This is a genomic window from Candidatus Rokuibacteriota bacterium (assembly GCA_016188005.1).
GTDB lineage: Bacteria > Methylomirabilota > Methylomirabilia > Rokubacteriales > CSP1-6 > UBA12499.
Window position 1 is genome coordinate 10,449 of the sequence record JACPIQ010000055.1, and the last position, 18,708, is coordinate 29,156.

Consider the following 18,708-nt stretch of genomic DNA (forward strand, 5'->3'; position numbering starts at 1 on the left):
CTGCCGGTGAGCATGACGTACCCGCTCCTCGCGGTGCCCGACGTTCGGGATCCCGAGGTTCGCGAGCGCCGTGTGGCCGCGATTCGCACCCAGCTGGAACGGGCGTATGCGCGCTCAGGCCTGTTCCGCCGGCGCCTGGATGAACTGAAGGTCCATCCCTCGACCGTTCGAACGTGGGAAGACTTCCGCCGGATTCCCGCTCTCGTGACGAAGGACGATGAGCGGCGCGAGGAAGAGCAGAGCCGCGCCCGGGACGGCCATACCTTCGGGAGCCTGCTGCTCGTCGACCCGCGGGAGGTCCTGGCTGTCTCCTCCACCTCTGGAACCACCGGCTTACCGACCTTCACGTATCTCTACACGCGCAGGGATCTCGAGACGACGACCGAGCTCTGGCGCCGGGCGATGGCGTGGGTGGGAGTGGTGCCGGGCGACAGCGTGCTCAACGCCTTCGGGATGAGCATGGGCGTGCCCGGCCCGCCGGCGGTCTATGCGCTCTGGAGCGGGGGCTACCAGTGCATCCCCATCGGTGCCGAGGCGGGCGCTCTGCGCATCCTGCGGATGGCAGACCTCACGCGGCCCAAGGTGCTGATGGGGACCCCTTCCCTTGTTGAGCACCTCGCGGAGCGAGCGAGGGAGGCGATCAAGAAGGAGGTCCGCGACCTCGGGATCGAGGTGATCCTGGTGGCAGGAGAGCCGGGCGGCGGCCTGCCGGAGTTCCGCGCGAAGATGATGGAGCTGTACGGAGCGCGTGTCTACGACGCTCAGTTCGGCGTCTTCGGCACGGTGAACATCTCGTGCCCCGGGGTGGACTACCACGGCCTGCATGAGCTTGCCCCTGACCTGCACGTGCGGGCCGAAGACCTGCGGGATCCGGAGACGGGCGGGCCGGTGGAGATCGTCGATGGAGCCCAGGGCGAATACCTGTACACGGCCCTGGTGCACGAGGCACGACCAGCCTTGAAGTGGCGCCCTGGCGACCTTGCCGAGGTCTTCACTGAGCCATGCGTGTGCGGATTCCGCGGCATCAGGTATCGCCTGCTCGGCCGGGTCGATGACATGCTGATCGTGAAGGGGGTGAATGTCTTTCCCTCGGCGATCAAGGCGGTCGTCGAGCGCTTCTTCCCGCGGACGACGGGGCACTTTCGGATCATGCTCGTGAGCCGTTCGCCGAGGGTCACCCCACCCCTGAGGCTCCGGGTGGAGTTCGGGGACGGGGTGCGCGAGGAAGAACGCGGAGGCCTGGCGGCCGCCCTGGCTGACGAGATGCACCACCGCCTGAAGATTCGCCCTGAGATCGCCCTCATTCCCGCTGGCACGCTGCCGCGGAGCGAGCAGAAGTCGCGTCTCATCGAATACCCGGACGAGGGGAGGCGCGGGGTGTGACACCAGCCGCCTCCCAGGCCATCGGCGCAGAGCTGGCCTTCACACCGGAGCTCAGCGACGAGGAGCGTCGGCTCCGGGCCTGGGTCCAGTCCATCTGCCGCCGGCTCATTGGACCCCAGCTGACGAGCTGGGAGCGTACGGGTCGGGTCGACGCGGCGGGGGTGCGGGCCCTGGCCGAGAGTGGCCTGTTCTCGCTCCTCCGCCGTTTGCCGGACGGGGCCTGCCAGGGGTGGGCCGCCCTTGCCCTGGCGCTGGACGAAGTGGCCCGCGAGAGCGCGAGCGTGGCGTGGCTCGTGCTGGCGCAGAATCTCCTGCGAGCGTTCCTGCCGACGGAGCTCTGTGACGGGGTCGAGACCGGTGCCGTGGTCGTGACGCTGGCAGACCATGAGGACCAGAGCGTCGGCCCGCCCGTCGGGGCCGGGCTGGGAGCGCGAGTCACCGCGGGCGAGCGGGGCATGCGCTTGACGGGGACGAAGCGAAACGTCCTGTTCGCATCCATCGCCACGCATCTCGTCGTCACAGCCGGCAGCGAGGCGCCGGGGGGCGGCCGCTTCCTGGTCCGGGCAGGTGAGCGCGGCTGTCTCGTGAGCCCGATCGTCCCTGGAGGCCTCCGGAGTGCCGGCTTTGGGGATGTCGCCCTCAGCTCCGCTCCGGCGATTCCAGTGTGCCCGTGGACGGCAACCTCGGCGGCGTTCTCGTCTGTCTGGCGCGCCCTGGGGACGCTCATCGAGATCGCCAATGGCCTCGCGGCGGTCGCGTTCATGGTCCAGGACGCGCGCCGGAAGCGCTCGTTCGGCAAGCCATTGCTCAAGTGGCAGGCGATCCAGTTCAAGCTGACCGACGGCTATCTCAAGCTCAGCATGGTGCGCATGATGGCCCACTACTTCGCCTGGGTCCTCGACCAGCGGCTCCACGTGACGGGCTCCGGCCTCGACGTGGACTGCTACGCCGCCTTGCTCCGGACCATGTACTGCAAACTCGGGCAGGAGGTCCAGGAATACTGCGTCGAGCTCGGCTCGGGCCGCGCGTACCGGGTAGGCCACCCGGCGTGGCGTCGCTACATGGACTTCGTCACGCTTCTCCTGCTCGCCGGGGGCGATGACCCGGACCGCGAGCTGCTCTCCCGGACGCTCCTGCGACCTGCCTCGACGGCATCGGTATGAATTTCGCCGCCGAACGCCTGTACGACGACCAGGCGCTCGCCGAGTGGCGCGATCGCTGTCGCGGGTTTGTCGAGCACGAGATCCTTCCGTTCATCCCGCAGTGGGAACGTGAGCCGCGGCTTGCCTGGGAGTGCTACCGAAAGCTCGCCGCCTTTGGCTATCTGCGACTCAGTTACCCCCGGCGCCTGGGCGGCCTGGAGCTCAGCGGCATCTGGGAGGAGGTTGCGATGGAGGAGTTGGCGCGGGCGGGGAAAGGCCCTCGCGCCTACCTCGTGCGAATCGCGCGGAACTACGGCCATTTGCTCGATGATGGCAGACCGGAGCACCAGCGGATCCTCGAGGACGTGCTGTCGGGCCGGCACATGCTGGCATTTGCGGAGACGGAAGCAGCGGGCGGCAGTGACGCCGCCAACATCCGGACGACCGCCGTGGCCGAGGGTGGAGGCTACCGCCTGACGGGCACCAAGGCGTACATCAGCCTCGTGCCTGGCGCGGACCTGCTGATAGTCACCGCGCTCACGGATCCGGGGGCTGGCGGCAAGCGCGGCATGAGCCTGTTCCTGGTGCCGGTCGACACCCCCGGCGTGACGATCGTGCCGGTGGACACGCCCGACCTCAAGGCCTGGCATACCCTTGGCACGGTCGTCCTGCGAGACGTCTGGGCCCCCCCCACCGCGTTGCTCGGCGAGGCACATCGAGGCTTCTACCACATCAAGGCCCGGGTGTGGTCCCGCCGGGGGCTCGATCACCGGTTGACGCCCGGGGAGGCCCTCGCTTACTACTTCAGGGAGCCACGCGACGCGGCGGGGCGGAAGACCGTCGGAGGGCGCCCGCTGCTGGACGTCCCCCGGTACCAGAGCATGCTCATCGACAATTTCGGCTTCGCGGAACTGTACCGGCTCGCATCGTTGCGGGTCCTGGCCGGGACGGCGCCCGCGGGAACGGCCGCGAGCGCGAGCGCGTCCGCGTCCGCGATGCAGTTCTTCACCAAGGTCCTCGAGCGCCAGATGATGATGGCGAAGCTCGAGATCGAAGGCGGTGACGCGGTCGCGCGCGACACGCGCGTCCTCCAGGACATGGTGTTCCATGCGGGGGCCCGCGCCGCCGGTGGCGGCGTCGACATTCACTTCATCATCGTCGGCCAAGAGTTGTACGGGCGGGAGTGGGCGTGCCATCGGGATTGACCGGAGGAGGAACGCCGGGCTGATGAGAATTGCGCTGAACGGTCGGGTGGCGCTCGTCACCGGGGCGAGCCAGGGAATCGGGAAGGCCATTGCCTCCCGTCTCGCAGAGGCCGGCGCGACCGTGGCGATCTGCGCCCGGCGGCCCGAGGCACTGTCGGCGACGGCCGACGAGATCGCGCGCGCGACGGGGCAGCAACTCTCGGCGGTGTGCGCGGACTGCTCGAAGCCCGACGATATTGCACGCCTGCTGAGCGAGGTCCAGCGGCGTCACGGTGGCATCGACGTGCTCGTCAACAACGCGGGCGCCGCCGCGGGGGGGTCCTTCTTCACGCTCAGCGATGAGGCGTGGGACGCCGCCGTCGCCCTGAAGCTCCTGGGCACCATCCGCGTGTGCCGGGCGGTCCTTCCCGGGATGCAGCAGAGACGGGCGGGCCGCATCATCAACATCATCGGTACGGGGGGCAGGCAACCGACCTCCCACATGATGCCGTCCGGCGTCGTGAACGCCGGCCTGATCAACTTCACGAAGGCCCTGTCGCGCCTGGTGGCCTCCGACAACATCCAGGTGAACGGGATCAACCCTGGGCTGACCGCGACGCCACGGCTCGACTACATGATCCGCGAACGGGCGGGGGTGCTCGGCGAGACGGTGGAGTCGATGCGGCGGCGGATGGAAGCCGAAGTGCCTCTCGGGCGATTCGGGCAGGCGGACGAGGTCGCCCAGGTCGCCCTGTTCCTGGCATCGGATCTCGCCTCGTACGTGACGGGCGCGGTGATCGATGTGGACGGCGGCCGCGTCGCCGGGATCTAGGACGAACCGATGCACACCATCTCGTACGACGAACTGGCGGATCTGCTCGGGCGGGTCCACCCGTGGGCCCTGCTGGACGTCCGCGATGCGGCGGAATACGAGGCGGGGCACATTCCGGGCGCGACGGCGCTCCCACGCCGGGAGATCGAGTTCAGGGTCCGGGAACTCGTCCCGGCGCCCGGCACCTCGATCGTGCTCTGCGACGGAGCCGATGGCCGCGCAGATCTGGCCGCCCGGACACTCGGACGCATGGGCTACGGGAGTGTCCGGAGCCTCGCCGGGGGGGTCGCCGCGTGGGCCGCCGCCGGGCGCGCGCTCGCCATGGGCGTGAACGTCCCGAGCAAGGCCTTCGGCGAGCGGCTCCACGTCGAGGAGAAGGTGCCGGAGATCGATCCGCGGGAGCTGGCGGCGCGACTCGCCCGGGGGGACTCCCTCGAGATTCTCGATGTTCGCACCCCCGAGGAGCACCGGCGCTCGTGTATTCCAGGCGCCCTCAACGTCCCGAATGGCGACTTGGTGCTCCGGGGATATGATCTCGAACGGGCTGGCACGACCGTCGTGGTGCACTGCGCCGGGCGAACCCGGAGCATCGTCGGCGCCGCCACGCTCCAGCGACTCGGGGTCCACGCGGCCTGCGCGCTGCGCAACGGCACGATGGGCTGGCGGCTGGCCGGGCTGCTCCTCGAGGCGCGTCCGGGACGACCGACACCGCGGCCGTCAGCGGCGAGCCTGGCCGCGGCGGAGCGGGTCGCCCGGAGGCTCGCGGTCGAGGAGGGTGTCCCGAGCGTGTCGGTCGACGCCCTCTTGGCCCTGCGCGAGGTGGACAGCCAGCAGACGCTCTACCTCTTCGACGTGCGCTCCGCCGAGGAATACGCGCAGGGCCATATCCCCGGCGCCCGGTCGGTTCCGGGCGGGCAGGCGGTCCAGGCTGCTGACGACTACGTCGCCGTGAAGAACGCCGCGATCGTGTTCGGCTGCGACGGCTTTGCCCGCGGTGCGATGGCGGCCTACTGGTTCCGTCGGATGGGGTTCGATGGGGCGCGTGTGCTGGACGGAGGGGTTCACGCGTGGCGTCAGCGAGGACTGCCCCTGGAGACAGGACTGCCGTCCAGCGTCCCGGCCGAGGTGGAGCGCGCGCGCGGCACGGTGAGTGTCGTGGCGCCCGCTGATCTGGCCGGCCGGCTTGCCGCGCCGCAGCCGCCGCTCGTCCTGGACGTTGGCACGAGCCTCCAGTACGAGTCGCGGCACGTGCCCGGCGCTCGATGGATCTCGCGTGGGTGGCTCGAGCTCAAGGTCGGAGCCTGCGCCGGCGATCGGAGGTCGCCTCTGGTCACCACCTGCCGGACCGGCGAGCACTCGATCCTGGCTGCCGCCGCGCTCTCCGAGCTCGGATGCACGGATGTGGCCGCCCTGGGGGGCGGCCTCCGTGCCTGGAGTGCCGCGGGCCTGCCGGTCGAGATCGGCATGACTGCCCCGCTGGTGGAGCGCACGGACATCGCCCTGCTCGGTGTGATCAAGGGAGACAGGGAGGCGATGCGCCGGTACCTCGATTGGGAGCTCACGCTGGCCGAGGGAGGACCTGCATGAACCGTCCAGACATGATCGTTGCGGTGATTCTCCTGAACGTGGCACTTGCGGCGGGGACAGCCGAGCGGGGCATCGCGGCCGCTGCCGGCGAGCTCGTCGTGGCGCAGGACCAGTTCGTCCAGCGCTTCGATCCGCTCGAGATGGTCGCGCTCTCCGAGTATCCGCACCTGGGCTTGCTCTTCGACGGCTTGTTCAACCTGGGTCCGAACGGCCAGCAGCCTGCCCTGGCCACGGACGTGCGGGTCGCTGCGAACGGCCTGTCGATGGACTTCATCCTCCGAAAGGGGGTGCGCTTTCACAACGGTGACCCCTTCACGGGGGAGGACGTGCAGTTCACGTATGAGCAGATCCTGTCGCCGAAGAGCACCCATTCGTACCGGAAAGGATTCCAGGAGACACTCGCGAAAGTCCAGGTGGTCGATCCGTACCACGTACGGTTCCACCTGAAGAAGCCGTGGCCGACGTTCTTCACTGCCGCGCGGAATGGGATTCAGCCGATCGTCCCGAAGCGCTACTACGAGCGCGTGGGGCCCGCCGCGTTCAAGAAGCAGCCGGTCGGGACCGGACCGTTCCGGCTGGAGGAGATGAAGACGGGGGAGTGGACTCGGTTCACCGCGACCCCGGACTACTGGGGCGCGCGCGGGGACGTCCGGACGATCACGCTCCGGCTCGTCAGTGAGCCGCTCACGCGCTTCGCGATGCTGACGCGGGGGGAAGCCGACATGATCACGGGGCTCACGGGTCAGCTGCTGAAGGAGGTGCGGGGCAACCCCTCGCTCAAGGTGATCCTCGCCCCGCATGCCGGGACGTCCTACCTGACCTTCAACCGGCGGACGAATCCCGAGTTCAACGACCGCCGCGTCCGCCTGTCCGTCGCCCATGCCGTCGACCGCCCGGGCATCGTGGACGCCATCCTGAACGGGGTGTGCGAGGTGGCGTCGGAGCACTTCACGCCGGCCACCTTTGGCCATGCGGGGGGGACCAAGCCGGTCCCGTATGATCCGGATCGATCTCGGGCGCTGCTGAAGGAGGCCGGGTTCACTCCAGGGCAGCCCGCCGACTTCGTGATCCACACGCAATCCTTCGCTGCCCTCCCCAGCACGCCCCAGGTCCTGGAGGCGATCGCGGGCAATCTCGAGGCTGTGGGCTTCCGGCTTCGACGTCAGACCTTCGAGAGCGGCGCGTTGCTCTCGGCCTGGAGGAGTCACGCCGTGGCGGGGATCAGCTACGGGGTCACGTCCATTCCAGACGATGGCGGCCTGATGATGGACGCCTGGTTCACGTCGACGGGCGTGTTCTCCAACGAGATCAAGGTGCCGGCCTATGACGGGCTGTTCAACCGCCAGCTCAACGAGGCGAGCAGCGACAAGCGCCGCGCCCTGCTCCAGGAGTGGTCGCGGATGGAGGCCGAGCGGCTTGAGGCGGTCTCGCTGTTCTGGTGCGGGTCACCATTCGGTATCGGTCCGCGCGTGAAGGAATGGCGGCCGGGGCTCGGGAGCGGGTAGCACCTGAACCTGCACCTCCTGAAGCTGGCGCGGTAGCACGTGCAGCGCTACCTGTTCCAACGGGTGGCCCAGACGATCCTGACGCTCGTTGGCATCAGCATCATCGTGTTCGGCCTCGCGCGCCTGACGGGGGACCCCGTCAAGATCATGGCGCCGCCCGAGGCGACGGCGGAGGACATCGAGCGTCTGCGTGAACACCTGGGGTTGACGGCGCCGCTCCCGGTCCAGTACTGGCGGTTCGTCGGCCTGGCCATCCGGGGCGATTTCGGGGAGTCGATCCGATGGCAGCGGCCGGCGCTGGGGATCATTCTCGAACGGTTTCCGGCGACGGTGCTGCTCTCGGCGTCGTCGATGCTGCTCGGCCTGGCCCTCGCGCTGCCGATCGGCGTCCTCTCCGCGGTCCGGCGGGGGACCGCCGTCGACGCTGTCGGGAAGGTGGTCGCCCTCATCGGCCAGAGCATGCCGACGTTCTGGCTGGGGATCCTGTTGATCCTCGGTCTGGCGCTGTACCTGCCGTTGTTCCCGACCTCCGGGTTCGGCACCGCCGCCCACCTGGTGCTGCCGTCGATCACCCTGGGAGGCTTCGTCGCGGCCTCCATCATGCGGGTGACCCGCTCGGCGATGCTTGACGTCCTGGACAGCGACTACATCCGGACGGCACGGAGCAAGGGGCTGTCCGATCGCGTCGTGATCTGGAAGCACGCCCTCAGCAACGCGGCGATTCCAGTGCTGACCATCACGGCCCTCCAGACGGCGACGGTCCTTCGGGGTGCGGTGGTGACGGAGACCGTGTTTGCGTGGCCGGGTGTCGGGAAGATCGCGGTGGACGCTGTCTACGCGCGCGATTTCCCCCTCGTCCAGGCCGCAGTGCTGTTCATGGGGGCCGTGTTCACGGGCGTCAATCTGCTGGCTGATCTGCTCTACGCACGGCTGGATCCCCGGATAGGCTACGGCCGGCGCTGATGGCGACCATGCTCGAGATGCAGCCGGGGACACCGCCGCGGGCTGGATGGCACTTTCGTCGCTGGCGGAGGCGGGGCTTGCCGGTCTGGGCCGTGGCGGTGCTCGTCGGGGTGTTCGTGTGCGCCGCATTCGCCGAGTGGGTCTCCCCGGCCGCCCCGGCCCGGCAAGACCTGAGGGCGACCCTGGCCCTGCCATCCACGGCCCACCCCCTGGGGACGGATCCGCTCGGGAGGGACGTTCTGGCCCGGGTGATCTTCGGCAGCCGGATCTCGATGCTGGTCGGGCTGGCCTCGGTGGGGGTGGCAGGGTGTCTGGGAGTCGCTCTCGGGCTTCTCTCGGTCGTCCTCCCGGGGTGGGCGGGCGACGCGATCATGCGGCTGGCGGACATGACACTCTCGCTGCCGGCGGTTCTCATCGCACTGGCCGTGGCCGCGACGGTCGGCCCGAGCCTCCTCAACGTCATCTTGATCATCGGGCTCCTCTACTGGGCCAATTTCGCCCGGATGGTTCGGGGTGAGGCGCTGTCGGTCCTGCAGCGCGACTTTCTCGCGGCCGCCCGTGCCATCGGATGCTCGCCCCCGCGCTTGCTCCTGCGCCACGTCCTCCCGAACGTCGTCAACACGATGATCGTGATCGCCAGCCTGCAGCTGGCGGCGGCGATCATCCTGGAATCGACGCTCTCGTTCCTGGGCGTCGGGGTGCCACCCCCCACGCCGACCTGGGGAACGATGGTGGCAGAGGGGCGACCCTATCTCGCGAGCGCCTGGTGGATCGTGACGTTTCCCGGGCTCGCGATCATGTTGACGGTGCTGGCGATCAACGTGCTCGGGGATTGGATCCGCGACCGTCTCGATCCCCGGCTCCGTCGTCTGTGAGCATGGCCCCTCTCCGCTGGGCGCATGGGCTCGAGACCTTCTCCCGGGAGGGGGAACGGCGGTCTCGCGGCGCGACGCGCCGCCCCCTCGACCGCGCGCCGGCGATTGCGAGAAGGGGCGGGGGATGACGGGCTGGAGCATTCATCCCGATGCCGCTCCACGGACGCTGGGTGCGCTCCTGGAGCGGACCGTGGCCCGTCACCCCGACCGCGAGGCGATCGTGAGCGGAGGCACCCGATGGACGTACCGGGAGCACCGCGACCTCGTGCGTCGGGTCGCGTGGGGATTGCACAGGCTCGGGGTGCGGCGCGGCAGCCATGTGGCGATCTGGATGCCCAACCGGCCCGAGTGGGTCAGCGTGGAGATGGCGGCGGTGACGCTCGGGGCGGTGCCGGTGCCGGTCAACACCCGGTACACGCTCGAGGAGGCGGAGTACGTCCTCCGGCAGTCAGATGCCGAGACGCTGGTGACCGTCGACCGTTTTCTCGGGATCGACTTCGCGAAGATGGTGGTGGAGCTCTGTCCGGAGCTCGGCGGCGCTGCCGGAGGCGTTCCTGGCTCGGCGCGGCTGCCGCGCCTGCGGCGCGTCATCTGTCTCGGGCGGGACCGCCGTCCCGGGATGATCCCCTACGAGGAGCTCACCGGCGACGAGCCGCCGCCGGGGGCGCTCGCCGCGCTCGAGGCCGCGGTCAGGAGCGACGACGTCGCCCTGATCATCTACACGTCCGGCACCACTGCCTTCCCGAAGGGCGTGATGCTCACACACGGGCAGATCACGCGGAACATGTACGAGGCCCGCGTGGTCGAGGAGGATCTGACGGCCGAGGACCGGCTCCTGGTCGTCGCCCCGTTCGTCCACGTCGTCGGAGGGATGAACAGCGTCGTCGGGATGCTCCATGTCGGTGGATGCCTGGTGATCCTGGATCGCTTCGAGCCCGAAGCAGTCCTGGCGACGATCCAGGCCGAGCGCATCACCCGCTTCTACGGGGCGACGCCCATGTTCGTTGACATCCTCGGCAGCCCGGCTCTGGGCCGGTACGACACCTCCTCGCTCCGCCGGCTGAGCGTGTTCCCAGGGCCGTTCCAGTCTCAGTTCCTCGGGGAGATGCTGTCGGCGTTGAAGGCCGACGGAGTGAGCGTCGGGTACGGCCTGACGGAGTCGACGAACGGGGTGAGCTTCGTGTGCTCCTGGCGCGACGGGCTCGAGCGCGTGGCGACGACCGTCGGCCGCCCACGGGCGGCCTACGAGCTGCGCATCGTGGATCCCGAGACAGGGACGCCGGTGCCGACCGGCACCCCGGGGGAGATCCGCATCCGCGGCTTCGTGGTGACGAAGGGCTATTACGGCAAGCCGGAGGAGACGGCCCGGACGATCGATGTCGAGGGCTGGCTCCACTCGGGGGATCTTGGCTGCTTCGACGCGGACGGCTATCTTCACTTCCTCGGTCGCCTGAAGGACATGATCAAGACCGCAGGCTTCAACGTGTCGTGCCAGGAGGTGGAGAGGGTGATCGCCCAGCACCCCGCCGTCCACCAGGGGGCCCTCGTCGGGATTCCCGACCGCCGGAACACGGAGGTGGGTGCCGCGTTCGTCCAGCTGCGGCAAGGTGAGCAGTGCTCGGAGGCGGAGCTCCGCGAGTTCTGTCGAGCGCGGCTGGCTGCCTTCAAGGTTCCACGCCACGTGCGGTTCGTCGCGGAGTTCCCGCTGAGCGCCAGCGGGAAGATCCAGAAGTTCGTGCTCAGGGACCAGTTGCTGGACGAGCTGGGGCGCGGGGCCTGATGGTGGACGTCACACGGGGGGGACATTTCATGAGGACACTCGGAGTTCGGGTCGCGCTCCTGGGCGTGATGGCGGTTGTCTTCTCGGCTGTTCTGACCGGCGAGGTCGCCGTCGCGAGCGGGGCGCCTCAGGGAGAGATCGGCGTCGCGATGGCCGTCCTCGACCAGCGGTTCAATCCCGTTGAGATGGTCGCGCTCACGAACGTGATGAACTTCAACTTCCTCTTCGACGGGCTCTTCAACCTCGGCCCCGACGACAAGTACCCGGCGCTGGCGACCGGGTACAAGGTCAGCAACGACGGCCTGGCGATCGAGTTCGCGCTTCGGCGCGGCGTCACGTTCCACAACGGGGACCCGTTCACCGCCGAGGATGTGAAGTTCACCTTCGAGCAGCTCCTCTCGCCAGACAGCACCCACGCCTACCGGAAGGGCTTCCAGGAGGCACTCGCCCGGGTGGAGGTGCTGAACCCCTACAGCGTTCGGTTCCACCTGAAGAAGCCGTGGGGCGCCTTCTTCACGACGGCGCGGTACGGGCTGCAGGCGATCGTGCCGAAGAAGTACTATCAGCAGGTCGGGGCCAAGGGATTCCAGCAGAAGCCTGTGGGGACCGGCCCCTTCATGCTCGCGGACCTCAAGGCCGGGGAGTGGACGAAGTTCGAGGCAAACCCGCGCTACTGGGGGCAGGTCTCCGAGGTCAGGTTCGTGACGCAGCGGCTCGTGGCGGAGGGCATGGCGCGCTACGCGATGCTGGCTCGCGGCGAGGCGGACGTGATCTCGGGCCTGACGGGGCCACTCCTCAAGGAAGTCCGTCGCAACGCGACCCTGCGTATCACTCAGACGCCGTACGCCGGCACGACGTTTCTCACGTTCAATCGCCGCTCGAACCCCGAGCTCAAGGACCGCCGGGTGCGCCTCGCCGTGGCCCACGCCATTGACCGCGACGGCATTGCCCAGGCGATCCTCAGCGGCACCTGCCAGGTCGCCTCACAGCCGTTCACCCCTGCCACCTTCGGTTACGAGTCCTCCATCAAGCCTATCCCCTACGATCCGGCCAGGGCAAAGGCGCTCCTCACCGAGGCGGGAATCAAGGACGGGCACCCGATCAACTTCGTCATGCACACGGGTTCCTTCCAGTCCCTCCCCAACACGCCGCAGGTGCTGGAGGCGATCGCGGGCAACCTGGAGGCGGTGGGGTTCCGGGTGAACCGCCAGCCACTCGAGACCGGCGCGCTGCTGTCCGCCTGGAGGAGCCACACCCTGGAGGGTATCTCTTACGCCCCATCGACGGCGCCTGACGACGGCGGGGCGCTCATGGACAGCTGGCTGGTCTCCTGGGGAACCTTCTCGAACGAGATCAAGGAGCCGGCCTACGACGAGGCGTTCAAGCGGCAGCTGACAGAGATCAATCTCGAGAAGCGCCGCGCAATCCTCCAGCAGTGGGCGAAGCTCGAAGCCGAGCGGCTCGAGACGGTCCCCCTGTTCTGGTGCGGCGCCCTCTTCGCGGTCGGGCCGAGGGTCAAGGAGTGGAGACCCGGCCTCGGCAGCGGCTATCACCTGAATCTCCACCTTCTACGACTCGCGAAGTAGGACTCCCGTGGGCACAGAGCCGCGGAGCGACCGAGAGAGGCCACCGGGCGGGCGGCGCGTCATGGCGCCGCCCGGTGGCCTCGCGCCCGTCGGCGTCAGCATCGAGCACGCGCGTCTTCGGAGGGCACGGTGACCCAGGCACGCTCGTGGCGAGACTTGCTCAAGTCTCTGGCCGCGGAGAAGGCCCGCGCCGCCGAGATGGGCGGGCCGGAGGCGATCGCGCGCACGCACGAGCGCGGCAAGCTCACCGCCCGCGAGCGTCTCGAGAAGCTGCTCGACCCCGGCAGCTTCATGGAGGTTGGGCTCCTCGCCAAGGGCCGTATGGAGTCGCCGGGGATGCCACCTGAGGAATTGCCCGCGGACGGCATCGTCGTCGGGCAGGGGGCCATCGCCGGCCGGCCGGTCTTCGTTGCGGCCGACGACGGGACGCTCAAGGGCGGGGCGCGCGGAGAGGCGGGCGCGCGCAAGTTCCTCCGCATGAAGCAGCTCGCCCTGGCCTCCGGCACCCCGTACGTCGGCCTCCTCGAGGGCTCGGCGAGCCGGATCCAGGACACGATGAGCTCGACCTTCGCTGGGATTGGCTCGAGCCTGGTCGAACAGCACACCTTCTCGGGCGTGATCCCCCAGGCCGTCGCCCTCCTCGGGCACTGCTTCGGCGGTCCGGCCTTCCACGCCGCCAGCTCCGACTTCGTCGCCATGGTGCGGGGAACGAGCTTCATGGGGATGTCGGGGCCGCCGGTGGTCCGAGGCGGCATGGGCGAGCAGGTCACGTCCGAGGAGCTCGGCAGTGCCGAGATGCATTTCCGCGAGACCGGGCAGATCGACTACCTCGCGGAGACGGAGCCCGAGGCCGTGGCCGCAGTCCGTGACTACCTCTCCTTCTTTCCCCAGAGCTGCCACGAGCTCCCACCGACGCGGCCGACCCCCGATTCCAGCGACCGGGCCACTGACGAACTGCTCGGGATCGTCCCCGAGAACCTTCGGCGCGCCTATGACAGTCTCCGCGTGATTCGCGCCATCGTGGATGATGGCGTCGTCTTCCCCCTGCGTGGGGGCTTCGGCCGAAATCTCATCACGGCGCTTGCGCGGCTCGGGGGCCAGCCGGTCGGCGTCGTGGCCAACCAGCCGATGGAGCTCGCCGGCATTCTCGACTGGCGAGCGGCCTACAAGCTGCGGCGCTTCGTCGAGCTCTGTGACGCCTTCCACCTTCCCCTCGTGTTCCTGCAGGACGTCCCCGGGTTCCTCGTCGGCACCAAGGTCGAGCGCGAGGGGACGGTCCGCTACGCGGTCGCCGCGCTGCTGGCGGTGGCCCGCGCCACCGTTCCCAAGCTCACCGTCATCCTGCGCAAGAGCTACGGGCTCGCCTATCTGGCCATGTGCGGCAAGCCGGCGGGGGCCGACCTGCTCTTCGCCTGGCCGAGCGCATCCATCGCGCTCATGGGGCCCGAGGCGGCTGTCAACACCATCTACCGTCGCGAACTGGAGCGCTCCCCGGACGCCCGGTCGCTGCGCGCCGAGCTGGAGACCCACTTCCACGGCGCCTCGGCGCCCGCGGCGGCGGCTGAGCGATTCCTCCTGGACGATGTCATCGACCCGCGTGACACACGCCGAGTTCTGATCCGCGGCCTGGCCATGGTCGAGCGCAAGCGCCGCCGGCAGCTCGGCTTCAAGCACCCCATCTGGCCCTGACGGCGGGCACGGGATTCCCCAGCCGGCGACGGCGCGCCGTACATCGAGGAGGCTCATGATCAACTTCGAACTGACTGAAGAACAGGTGCGATACGAGGCGCTGGTCCGGGACTTCGCCCGGCAAGAGGTGGCGCCACACGTAGCGGAGTACGACCGAGAGGAGCGGTATCCCGTGGAGATCATCAAGAAGGCCGCCGCGCTGGGGCTCCTGGGTGGCGTCATCCCGGAGGCATACGGAGGGGCCGGGCTCGACCACGTCACCTTTGCCGTGGGGCTCGAGGAGATGGCGCGGGTCTGCATCCATGTCGCCTCGGCGATGGCCCGCGCCTCCGGGCTGGTCGGCTCGGCGATCCTCCGGTACGGCACGGAGGAGCAGAAGCAGAAGTACCTGGTCCCGCTGGCGTCCGGTGATGCCTTCGGGGGCACCGGCGTGACCGAGCCCCATTCGGGCTCCGACGTGGCGGCGATGGAGACGACCGCGGTGCGAAAGGGCGACGAATACGTGCTGAACGGCTCCAAGATCTGGATCTCTGGCGTCGGCGTGGCGTCGTGGTTCCTCACCTTCGCCCAGCTCGATCGGAGCAAGGGGTCCAAGGGGATCTGCGCGTTCATCGTCGACCGGGGCGCCCCGGGGTTCCGCACCCGTACGATCACCAACAAGCTCGGCTTCCGGCCGTCGCCTGTCGGAGAACTGATCTTCGAAGACTGCCGCGTGCCCAGGACGAACCTGGTGGGTCGTGAGGGCGAAGGCCTGAAGGTCGCCCTCACGGCGGTGGAGAATGGGCGACTCTCGGTGGCGGCCCGCGCGGTCGGGCTCGCCCAGGCGTGCCTCGATGAGTCGGTCGCCTACGCCCAGCAGCGCGTGACGTTCGGGCGACCCATCATGGAGTACCAGCTCGTCCAGGCGAAGATCACGGACATGGTGGTCGGCATCGAGGCGGGCCGATTCCTGACGTACCGGCTGGCGTGGCTTCGCGACCGCGGTGTCAGGCGCGCCCGCCGGGAAGCAGCGATCGCGAAACTCTACACGACGGAGGTCGCGCTTCGGGCAGCCTCTGACGCCGTCCAGATCCATGGGGCCTATGGGGTGTCGGACGAGCATGCCGTCGGCCGCCATTTCCGGGACGCCAAGGTTCTCCAGATCGTGGAAGGGGTGAACGACCTCCAGCGGGCGCTGATCGCCGAGTACGCTCTGGGACTCCGCCGCGAGCCGGTTGAGGGCGCTCGGGGGGCGGTCCCTGCCAGCGGAGCGACGCCAGCGGGGTAGCCGTTGTGGCGTGCCCGGCGCCGCCGGGCTCTTGCGGCGGCTGAACGGTGTGTGCTAGCGTCGCCTCCGGAGCCGGTAGCGAGGTCGGCCCACACAAGGAGAGGTCGAATGGTCCTGCGCATCGTCCACGCCGCCGTGCCGAGGGAGAAGAAGAAGGAATACGAGGACTTCATCAATAGCACGCTCGCGCCCGCCATCCGCTCGTTCCCGGGCTGCCGCTTCATCTACGTGGCCAGCTGCATCGAGAAGGGGCACGAGGGGGAGGTCATCTACGTGAGCGGGTGGGACAGCCACGACAATTGCGAGGCGCTCGAAGCAACGGATCTCTACCGGGGCGCGGCCAGGACGGTGACGACGTTCTACACCGAGGAGTACAGCGGCGGGGCGCCGCACCTGCACTACGAGGCGTTCGCCCAGCGTCCCTGAACCGCGCCCCGCTCGAAGGGAGCCGACCATGAGCAGACGCAAACCCCTCACGCCGCCCGTCTCGCGCCGGGCCTTCCTCCGGGGAGGCGCCGGCGCCGCCCTCGCCGTGTCGCTGGGGCCTCGCCGGATCTCGGCGGCCAGCAAGAAGGTCGTCATGTCCCAGAGTGGCGGGGCGTTCCAGAAGATGTGGCAGACCAAGATCATCGAGCCCTTCCAGGTGAAGACCGGGGCCCAGGTGGTTCAGGTCTCCGGGAACATGGCGGCGCACGCCGTCCAGCTCCGCGCCAACCGGAGCAACCCGCCCTTCGACGTCTTCCTGGGATTCGGGACGGATTTCGTCGGGCTGGTCCGCGACGGCTACCTCCAGCCGCTGTCCGAGGACAGGGTGCCGAGCATCAAGGATGTGCACAGCAAGTTCAAGGAGCAGTGGAAGGGGCACGCCTCCTACTTCGATTACAGCTCGATCGGGATCGCGTACAACACCGAGGCCATCAAGACCCCACCCACCTCCTGGAGGGAGTTCCTCGATCGGGCGGCCGCGGGGGAGTTCGGCAAGCGGGTGTTCTTCAACAACCTGCCGAGCGCGGTGCGCGGGCCCGAGGTGATGACCATGATCGCCCGTGTGCTGGCCGGCGATCCGACCAAGATCGACGTGGCCTTCGAGGCGGTCAAGAAGCTCAAGCCCTACGTGGTGAAGTACATCACCTCGCTCAACGATCCGGTCACGCTCCTCCTGAGCAAGGAGGGGACGATCGGGCCGGGCTGGGACGGCCGGACGTTCGTCGCGCACGACGAGTCGGGCGGCAAGGTCAACTGGATCCACCCGAAGGAAGGGGTGGCGACGGGCGCACCGGTCATCGGCGTCGTGAAGGGCGGCAACGAGGAGTGGGCCTACAAGCTCGTCGACTACGCGCTCGGCGCCGAGGCGCAGAAGGCGTTCTGCGAGGCCATGTTCTACGGTTCGGTGAACGCCAAGGTGCGGTACAGCGGCAAGCTCGGGGAGCGCATCCCGAAGGCCGCCGACGTGGTCGTCTCGAATGAGGAGTTCCTGGCCGCCAACATCGGCCGGTGGATCGAGCGCTGGAACAAGGAGATCGCGTCGTAGCGCGGCGCTGCTGATCCAGCGGTGAGCGTCGTCGCGGAGCGTCTCCAGGCCGCCCGGCCCCGGATGGCCGGTTCGCTGCCGTGGGTGGTGGCCATCGGGCCCGCGGCGGTCGTCGTGATCGTCCTGCTCGTGGTGCCGTCGACGGCGCTGTTCCTGCTGAGCTTCGCGCGCTTCGACCCGCTGCGCGGAATCGTCTACAGCTTCACGCTCGAGAACTACCTGGCGATCGCGCGCGGCTCCCTCTACCTCCAGGTCACGCTGCACACCCTCCGCGTGGCGGGCCTCGTCACCCTCGCCTGCCTCGTCCTCGGCTACCCCGTCGCCTACTTCATGGCGCGCTCGAAGTCCCGGCTGGCCGCCCTCTGCGCGGCCCTCGTGGTGGCGCCGCTGTTCGTGAGCGTCGTCATCCGCGGCTTCGGGTGGATGGTGCTGCTCGCCCGCGAAGGGGTCGTCAACCAGGCCCTGGTGGCGGTGGGCGTGTTCGCCGAGCGCCAGCAGTTCCTCTACACCGACCCTGCCGTCCTCATCGGGCTGGTGCACATCCTGTCGCCGTTCATGATCCTGCCGATCGCCAGCGTGCTCCGCGGGGTCGAGCCGGCGCTGGAGGAGGCGGCCCTGAACCTCGGCGCCACGCGGTGGGGCGTCTTCCGCTTCGTCGTGCTGCCGCTCAGCGTGCCCGGCATCATGGCCGGCGCCCTCCTCGTCTACTCGCACGCGATCGCGGCGTTCGTGCTGCCGGCCATGCTCGGCTCCATCCAGACGAAGCTGATGGCGACGATGCTGTACCAGCAGGTGCTCGTGGCCGGCAACCTGCCGTTCGGCGCCGCGCTCGCCACGGTGCTGGTCGCCACGACCTTCCTGCTCCTGGCGCTGGTGTACCGCTTCTTCGGGGTGCGGCCGTGGTGACCGAGGGCCGGCTGGGGCGGCTGTTCCTCCACGCCTACGTGGTCGCCTTCCTCGTCTTCGTCCTGGCGCCCCTCGGGGTCGTCGTGGGCGTCTCGTTCGAGCACCACGCGCTGCTGCGCTTCCCGCCCCAGGAGCTGTCGCTTCGCTGGTACCGCGAAGTGCTCGCCAGCGCCCAGTTCCTCGACGCCGCCTGGAACAGCCTGATCGTGGCCGTCCTCGCCACCGTGGGCTCCGTCGTGCTGGGCACGCCCGCGGCGTACGCGCTGGTCCGCTACCGCTTCCCCGGCCGCGACCTCGTGGCGACCTTGCTGCTGTCGCCCCTCATCGTCCCCCAGTTGGTGATCGGGATCGCCCTGCTCCAGTTCTTCGCCGCCCTCGGCCTGGCGGCCTCGATCACCACGCTGACGCTCGGCCACGTCCTCATCACGCTGCCGTACGTCGTGCGAACGCTCTCCGCCAACATCGTCGGCCTCGACCC

At 69.1% G+C, this 18,708-nt stretch carries 16 protein-coding genes; all 16 read left to right on the top strand.

The features are described 5' to 3' along the window. Positions 1-12 precede the first annotated feature (12 nt). On the top strand, positions 13-1,383 hold the full coding sequence (locus HYV93_10520) for a hypothetical protein (protein MBI2526407.1): 1,371 nt from the start codon (positions 13-15) through the stop codon (positions 1,381-1,383). Further along, complete coding sequence (locus tag HYV93_10525) at positions 1,380-2,546, top strand: acyl-CoA/acyl-ACP dehydrogenase (protein MBI2526408.1); 1,167 nt, start codon at positions 1,380-1,382, stop codon at positions 2,544-2,546. The genes HYV93_10520 and HYV93_10525 overlap by 4 nt, the downstream gene beginning before the upstream one ends. Further along, on the top strand, positions 2,543-3,730 hold the full coding sequence (locus tag HYV93_10530; GenBank protein MBI2526409.1) for an acyl-CoA/acyl-ACP dehydrogenase: 1,188 nt from the start codon (positions 2,543-2,545) through the stop codon (positions 3,728-3,730). Before HYV93_10525 ends, HYV93_10530 begins: the two co-directional genes overlap by 4 nt. 22 nt (positions 3,731-3,752) lie before the next feature. Further along, positions 3,753-4,541 (top strand): SDR family oxidoreductase, encoded by a 789-nt coding sequence (locus HYV93_10535; GenBank protein MBI2526410.1) that lies wholly within the window; start codon positions 3,753-3,755, stop codon positions 4,539-4,541. Positions 4,542-4,550: 9 nt separating this feature from the next. Next, complete coding sequence (locus HYV93_10540; protein MBI2526411.1) at positions 4,551-6,128, top strand: sulfurtransferase; 1,578 nt, start codon at positions 4,551-4,553, stop codon at positions 6,126-6,128. Continuing rightward, on the top strand, positions 6,125-7,633 hold the full coding sequence (locus HYV93_10545; GenBank protein MBI2526412.1) for an ABC transporter substrate-binding protein: 1,509 nt from the start codon (positions 6,125-6,127) through the stop codon (positions 7,631-7,633). Before HYV93_10540 ends, HYV93_10545 begins: the two co-directional genes overlap by 4 nt. Positions 7,634-7,672: 39 nt before the next feature. Next, on the top strand, positions 7,673-8,596 hold the full coding sequence (locus HYV93_10550) for an ABC transporter permease (protein ID MBI2526413.1): 924 nt from the start codon (positions 7,673-7,675) through the stop codon (positions 8,594-8,596). 17 nt (positions 8,597-8,613) lie between these two features. Continuing rightward, positions 8,614-9,471 carry an ABC transporter permease gene (locus HYV93_10555; protein MBI2526414.1) on the top strand — a complete coding sequence of 286 codons (858 nt, stop codon included), beginning with the start codon at positions 8,614-8,616 and terminating at the stop codon, positions 9,469-9,471. Positions 9,472-9,595: 124 nt separating this feature from the next. After that, positions 9,596-11,251, top strand: coding sequence for an AMP-binding protein (locus tag HYV93_10560; GenBank protein ID MBI2526415.1), 1,656 nt, complete (start codon positions 9,596-9,598; stop codon positions 11,249-11,251). Positions 11,252-11,280: 29 nt separating this feature from the next. Then, positions 11,281-12,837, top strand: coding sequence for an ABC transporter substrate-binding protein (locus HYV93_10565; GenBank protein MBI2526416.1), 1,557 nt, complete (start codon positions 11,281-11,283; stop codon positions 12,835-12,837). Positions 12,838-12,966: 129 nt separating this feature from the next. Further along, on the top strand, positions 12,967-14,526 hold the full coding sequence (locus tag HYV93_10570) for an acyl-CoA carboxylase subunit beta (GenBank protein ID MBI2526417.1): 1,560 nt from the start codon (positions 12,967-12,969) through the stop codon (positions 14,524-14,526). A 58-nt stretch (positions 14,527-14,584) separates the two neighbouring features. Continuing rightward, positions 14,585-15,793 (top strand): acyl-CoA dehydrogenase family protein, encoded by a 1,209-nt coding sequence (locus HYV93_10575; protein ID MBI2526418.1) that lies wholly within the window; start codon positions 14,585-14,587, stop codon positions 15,791-15,793. Between the two features lie 108 nt (positions 15,794-15,901). Next, the gene (locus tag HYV93_10580) at positions 15,902-16,219 is read left to right on the top strand and encodes a hypothetical protein (protein ID MBI2526419.1); all 318 of its coding nucleotides are present in this window, start codon (positions 15,902-15,904) and stop codon (positions 16,217-16,219) included. A 28-nt stretch (positions 16,220-16,247) separates the two neighbouring features. Further along, positions 16,248-17,324, top strand: coding sequence for an ABC transporter substrate-binding protein (locus HYV93_10585; GenBank protein ID MBI2526420.1), 1,077 nt, complete (start codon positions 16,248-16,250; stop codon positions 17,322-17,324). A gap of 21 nt (positions 17,325-17,345) precedes the next feature. Then, the gene (locus HYV93_10590) at positions 17,346-18,230 is read left to right on the top strand and encodes an ABC transporter permease (GenBank protein ID MBI2526421.1); all 885 of its coding nucleotides are present in this window, start codon (positions 17,346-17,348) and stop codon (positions 18,228-18,230) included. Continuing rightward, a partial coding sequence (locus HYV93_10595) for an ABC transporter permease (GenBank protein ID MBI2526422.1) occupies positions 18,227-18,708 on the top strand: 482 nt, incomplete at its 3' end. The genes HYV93_10590 and HYV93_10595, both read left to right, overlap by 4 nt.

Coding starts and splice junctions, on each gene's coding strand:
- HYV93_10540 (MBI2526411.1), top strand. CDS start 4,551: ATGCACACCATCTCGTACGACGAACTGGCGGATCTGCTCGGGCGGGTC.
- HYV93_10530 (MBI2526409.1), top strand. CDS start 2,543: ATGAATTTCGCCGCCGAACGCCTGTACGACGACCAGGCGCTCGCCGAG.
- HYV93_10555 (MBI2526414.1), top strand. CDS start 8,614: ATGCAGCCGGGGACACCGCCGCGGGCTGGATGGCACTTTCGTCGCTGG.
- HYV93_10520 (MBI2526407.1), top strand. CDS start 13: ATGACGTACCCGCTCCTCGCGGTGCCCGACGTTCGGGATCCCGAGGTT.
- HYV93_10565 (MBI2526416.1), top strand. CDS start 11,281: ATGAGGACACTCGGAGTTCGGGTCGCGCTCCTGGGCGTGATGGCGGTT.
- HYV93_10580 (MBI2526419.1), top strand. CDS start 15,902: ATGGTCCTGCGCATCGTCCACGCCGCCGTGCCGAGGGAGAAGAAGAAG.
- HYV93_10560 (MBI2526415.1), top strand. CDS start 9,596: ATGACGGGCTGGAGCATTCATCCCGATGCCGCTCCACGGACGCTGGGT.
- HYV93_10535 (MBI2526410.1), top strand. CDS start 3,753: ATGAGAATTGCGCTGAACGGTCGGGTGGCGCTCGTCACCGGGGCGAGC.
- HYV93_10545 (MBI2526412.1), top strand. CDS start 6,125: ATGAACCGTCCAGACATGATCGTTGCGGTGATTCTCCTGAACGTGGCA.
- HYV93_10585 (MBI2526420.1), top strand. CDS start 16,248: ATGAGCAGACGCAAACCCCTCACGCCGCCCGTCTCGCGCCGGGCCTTC.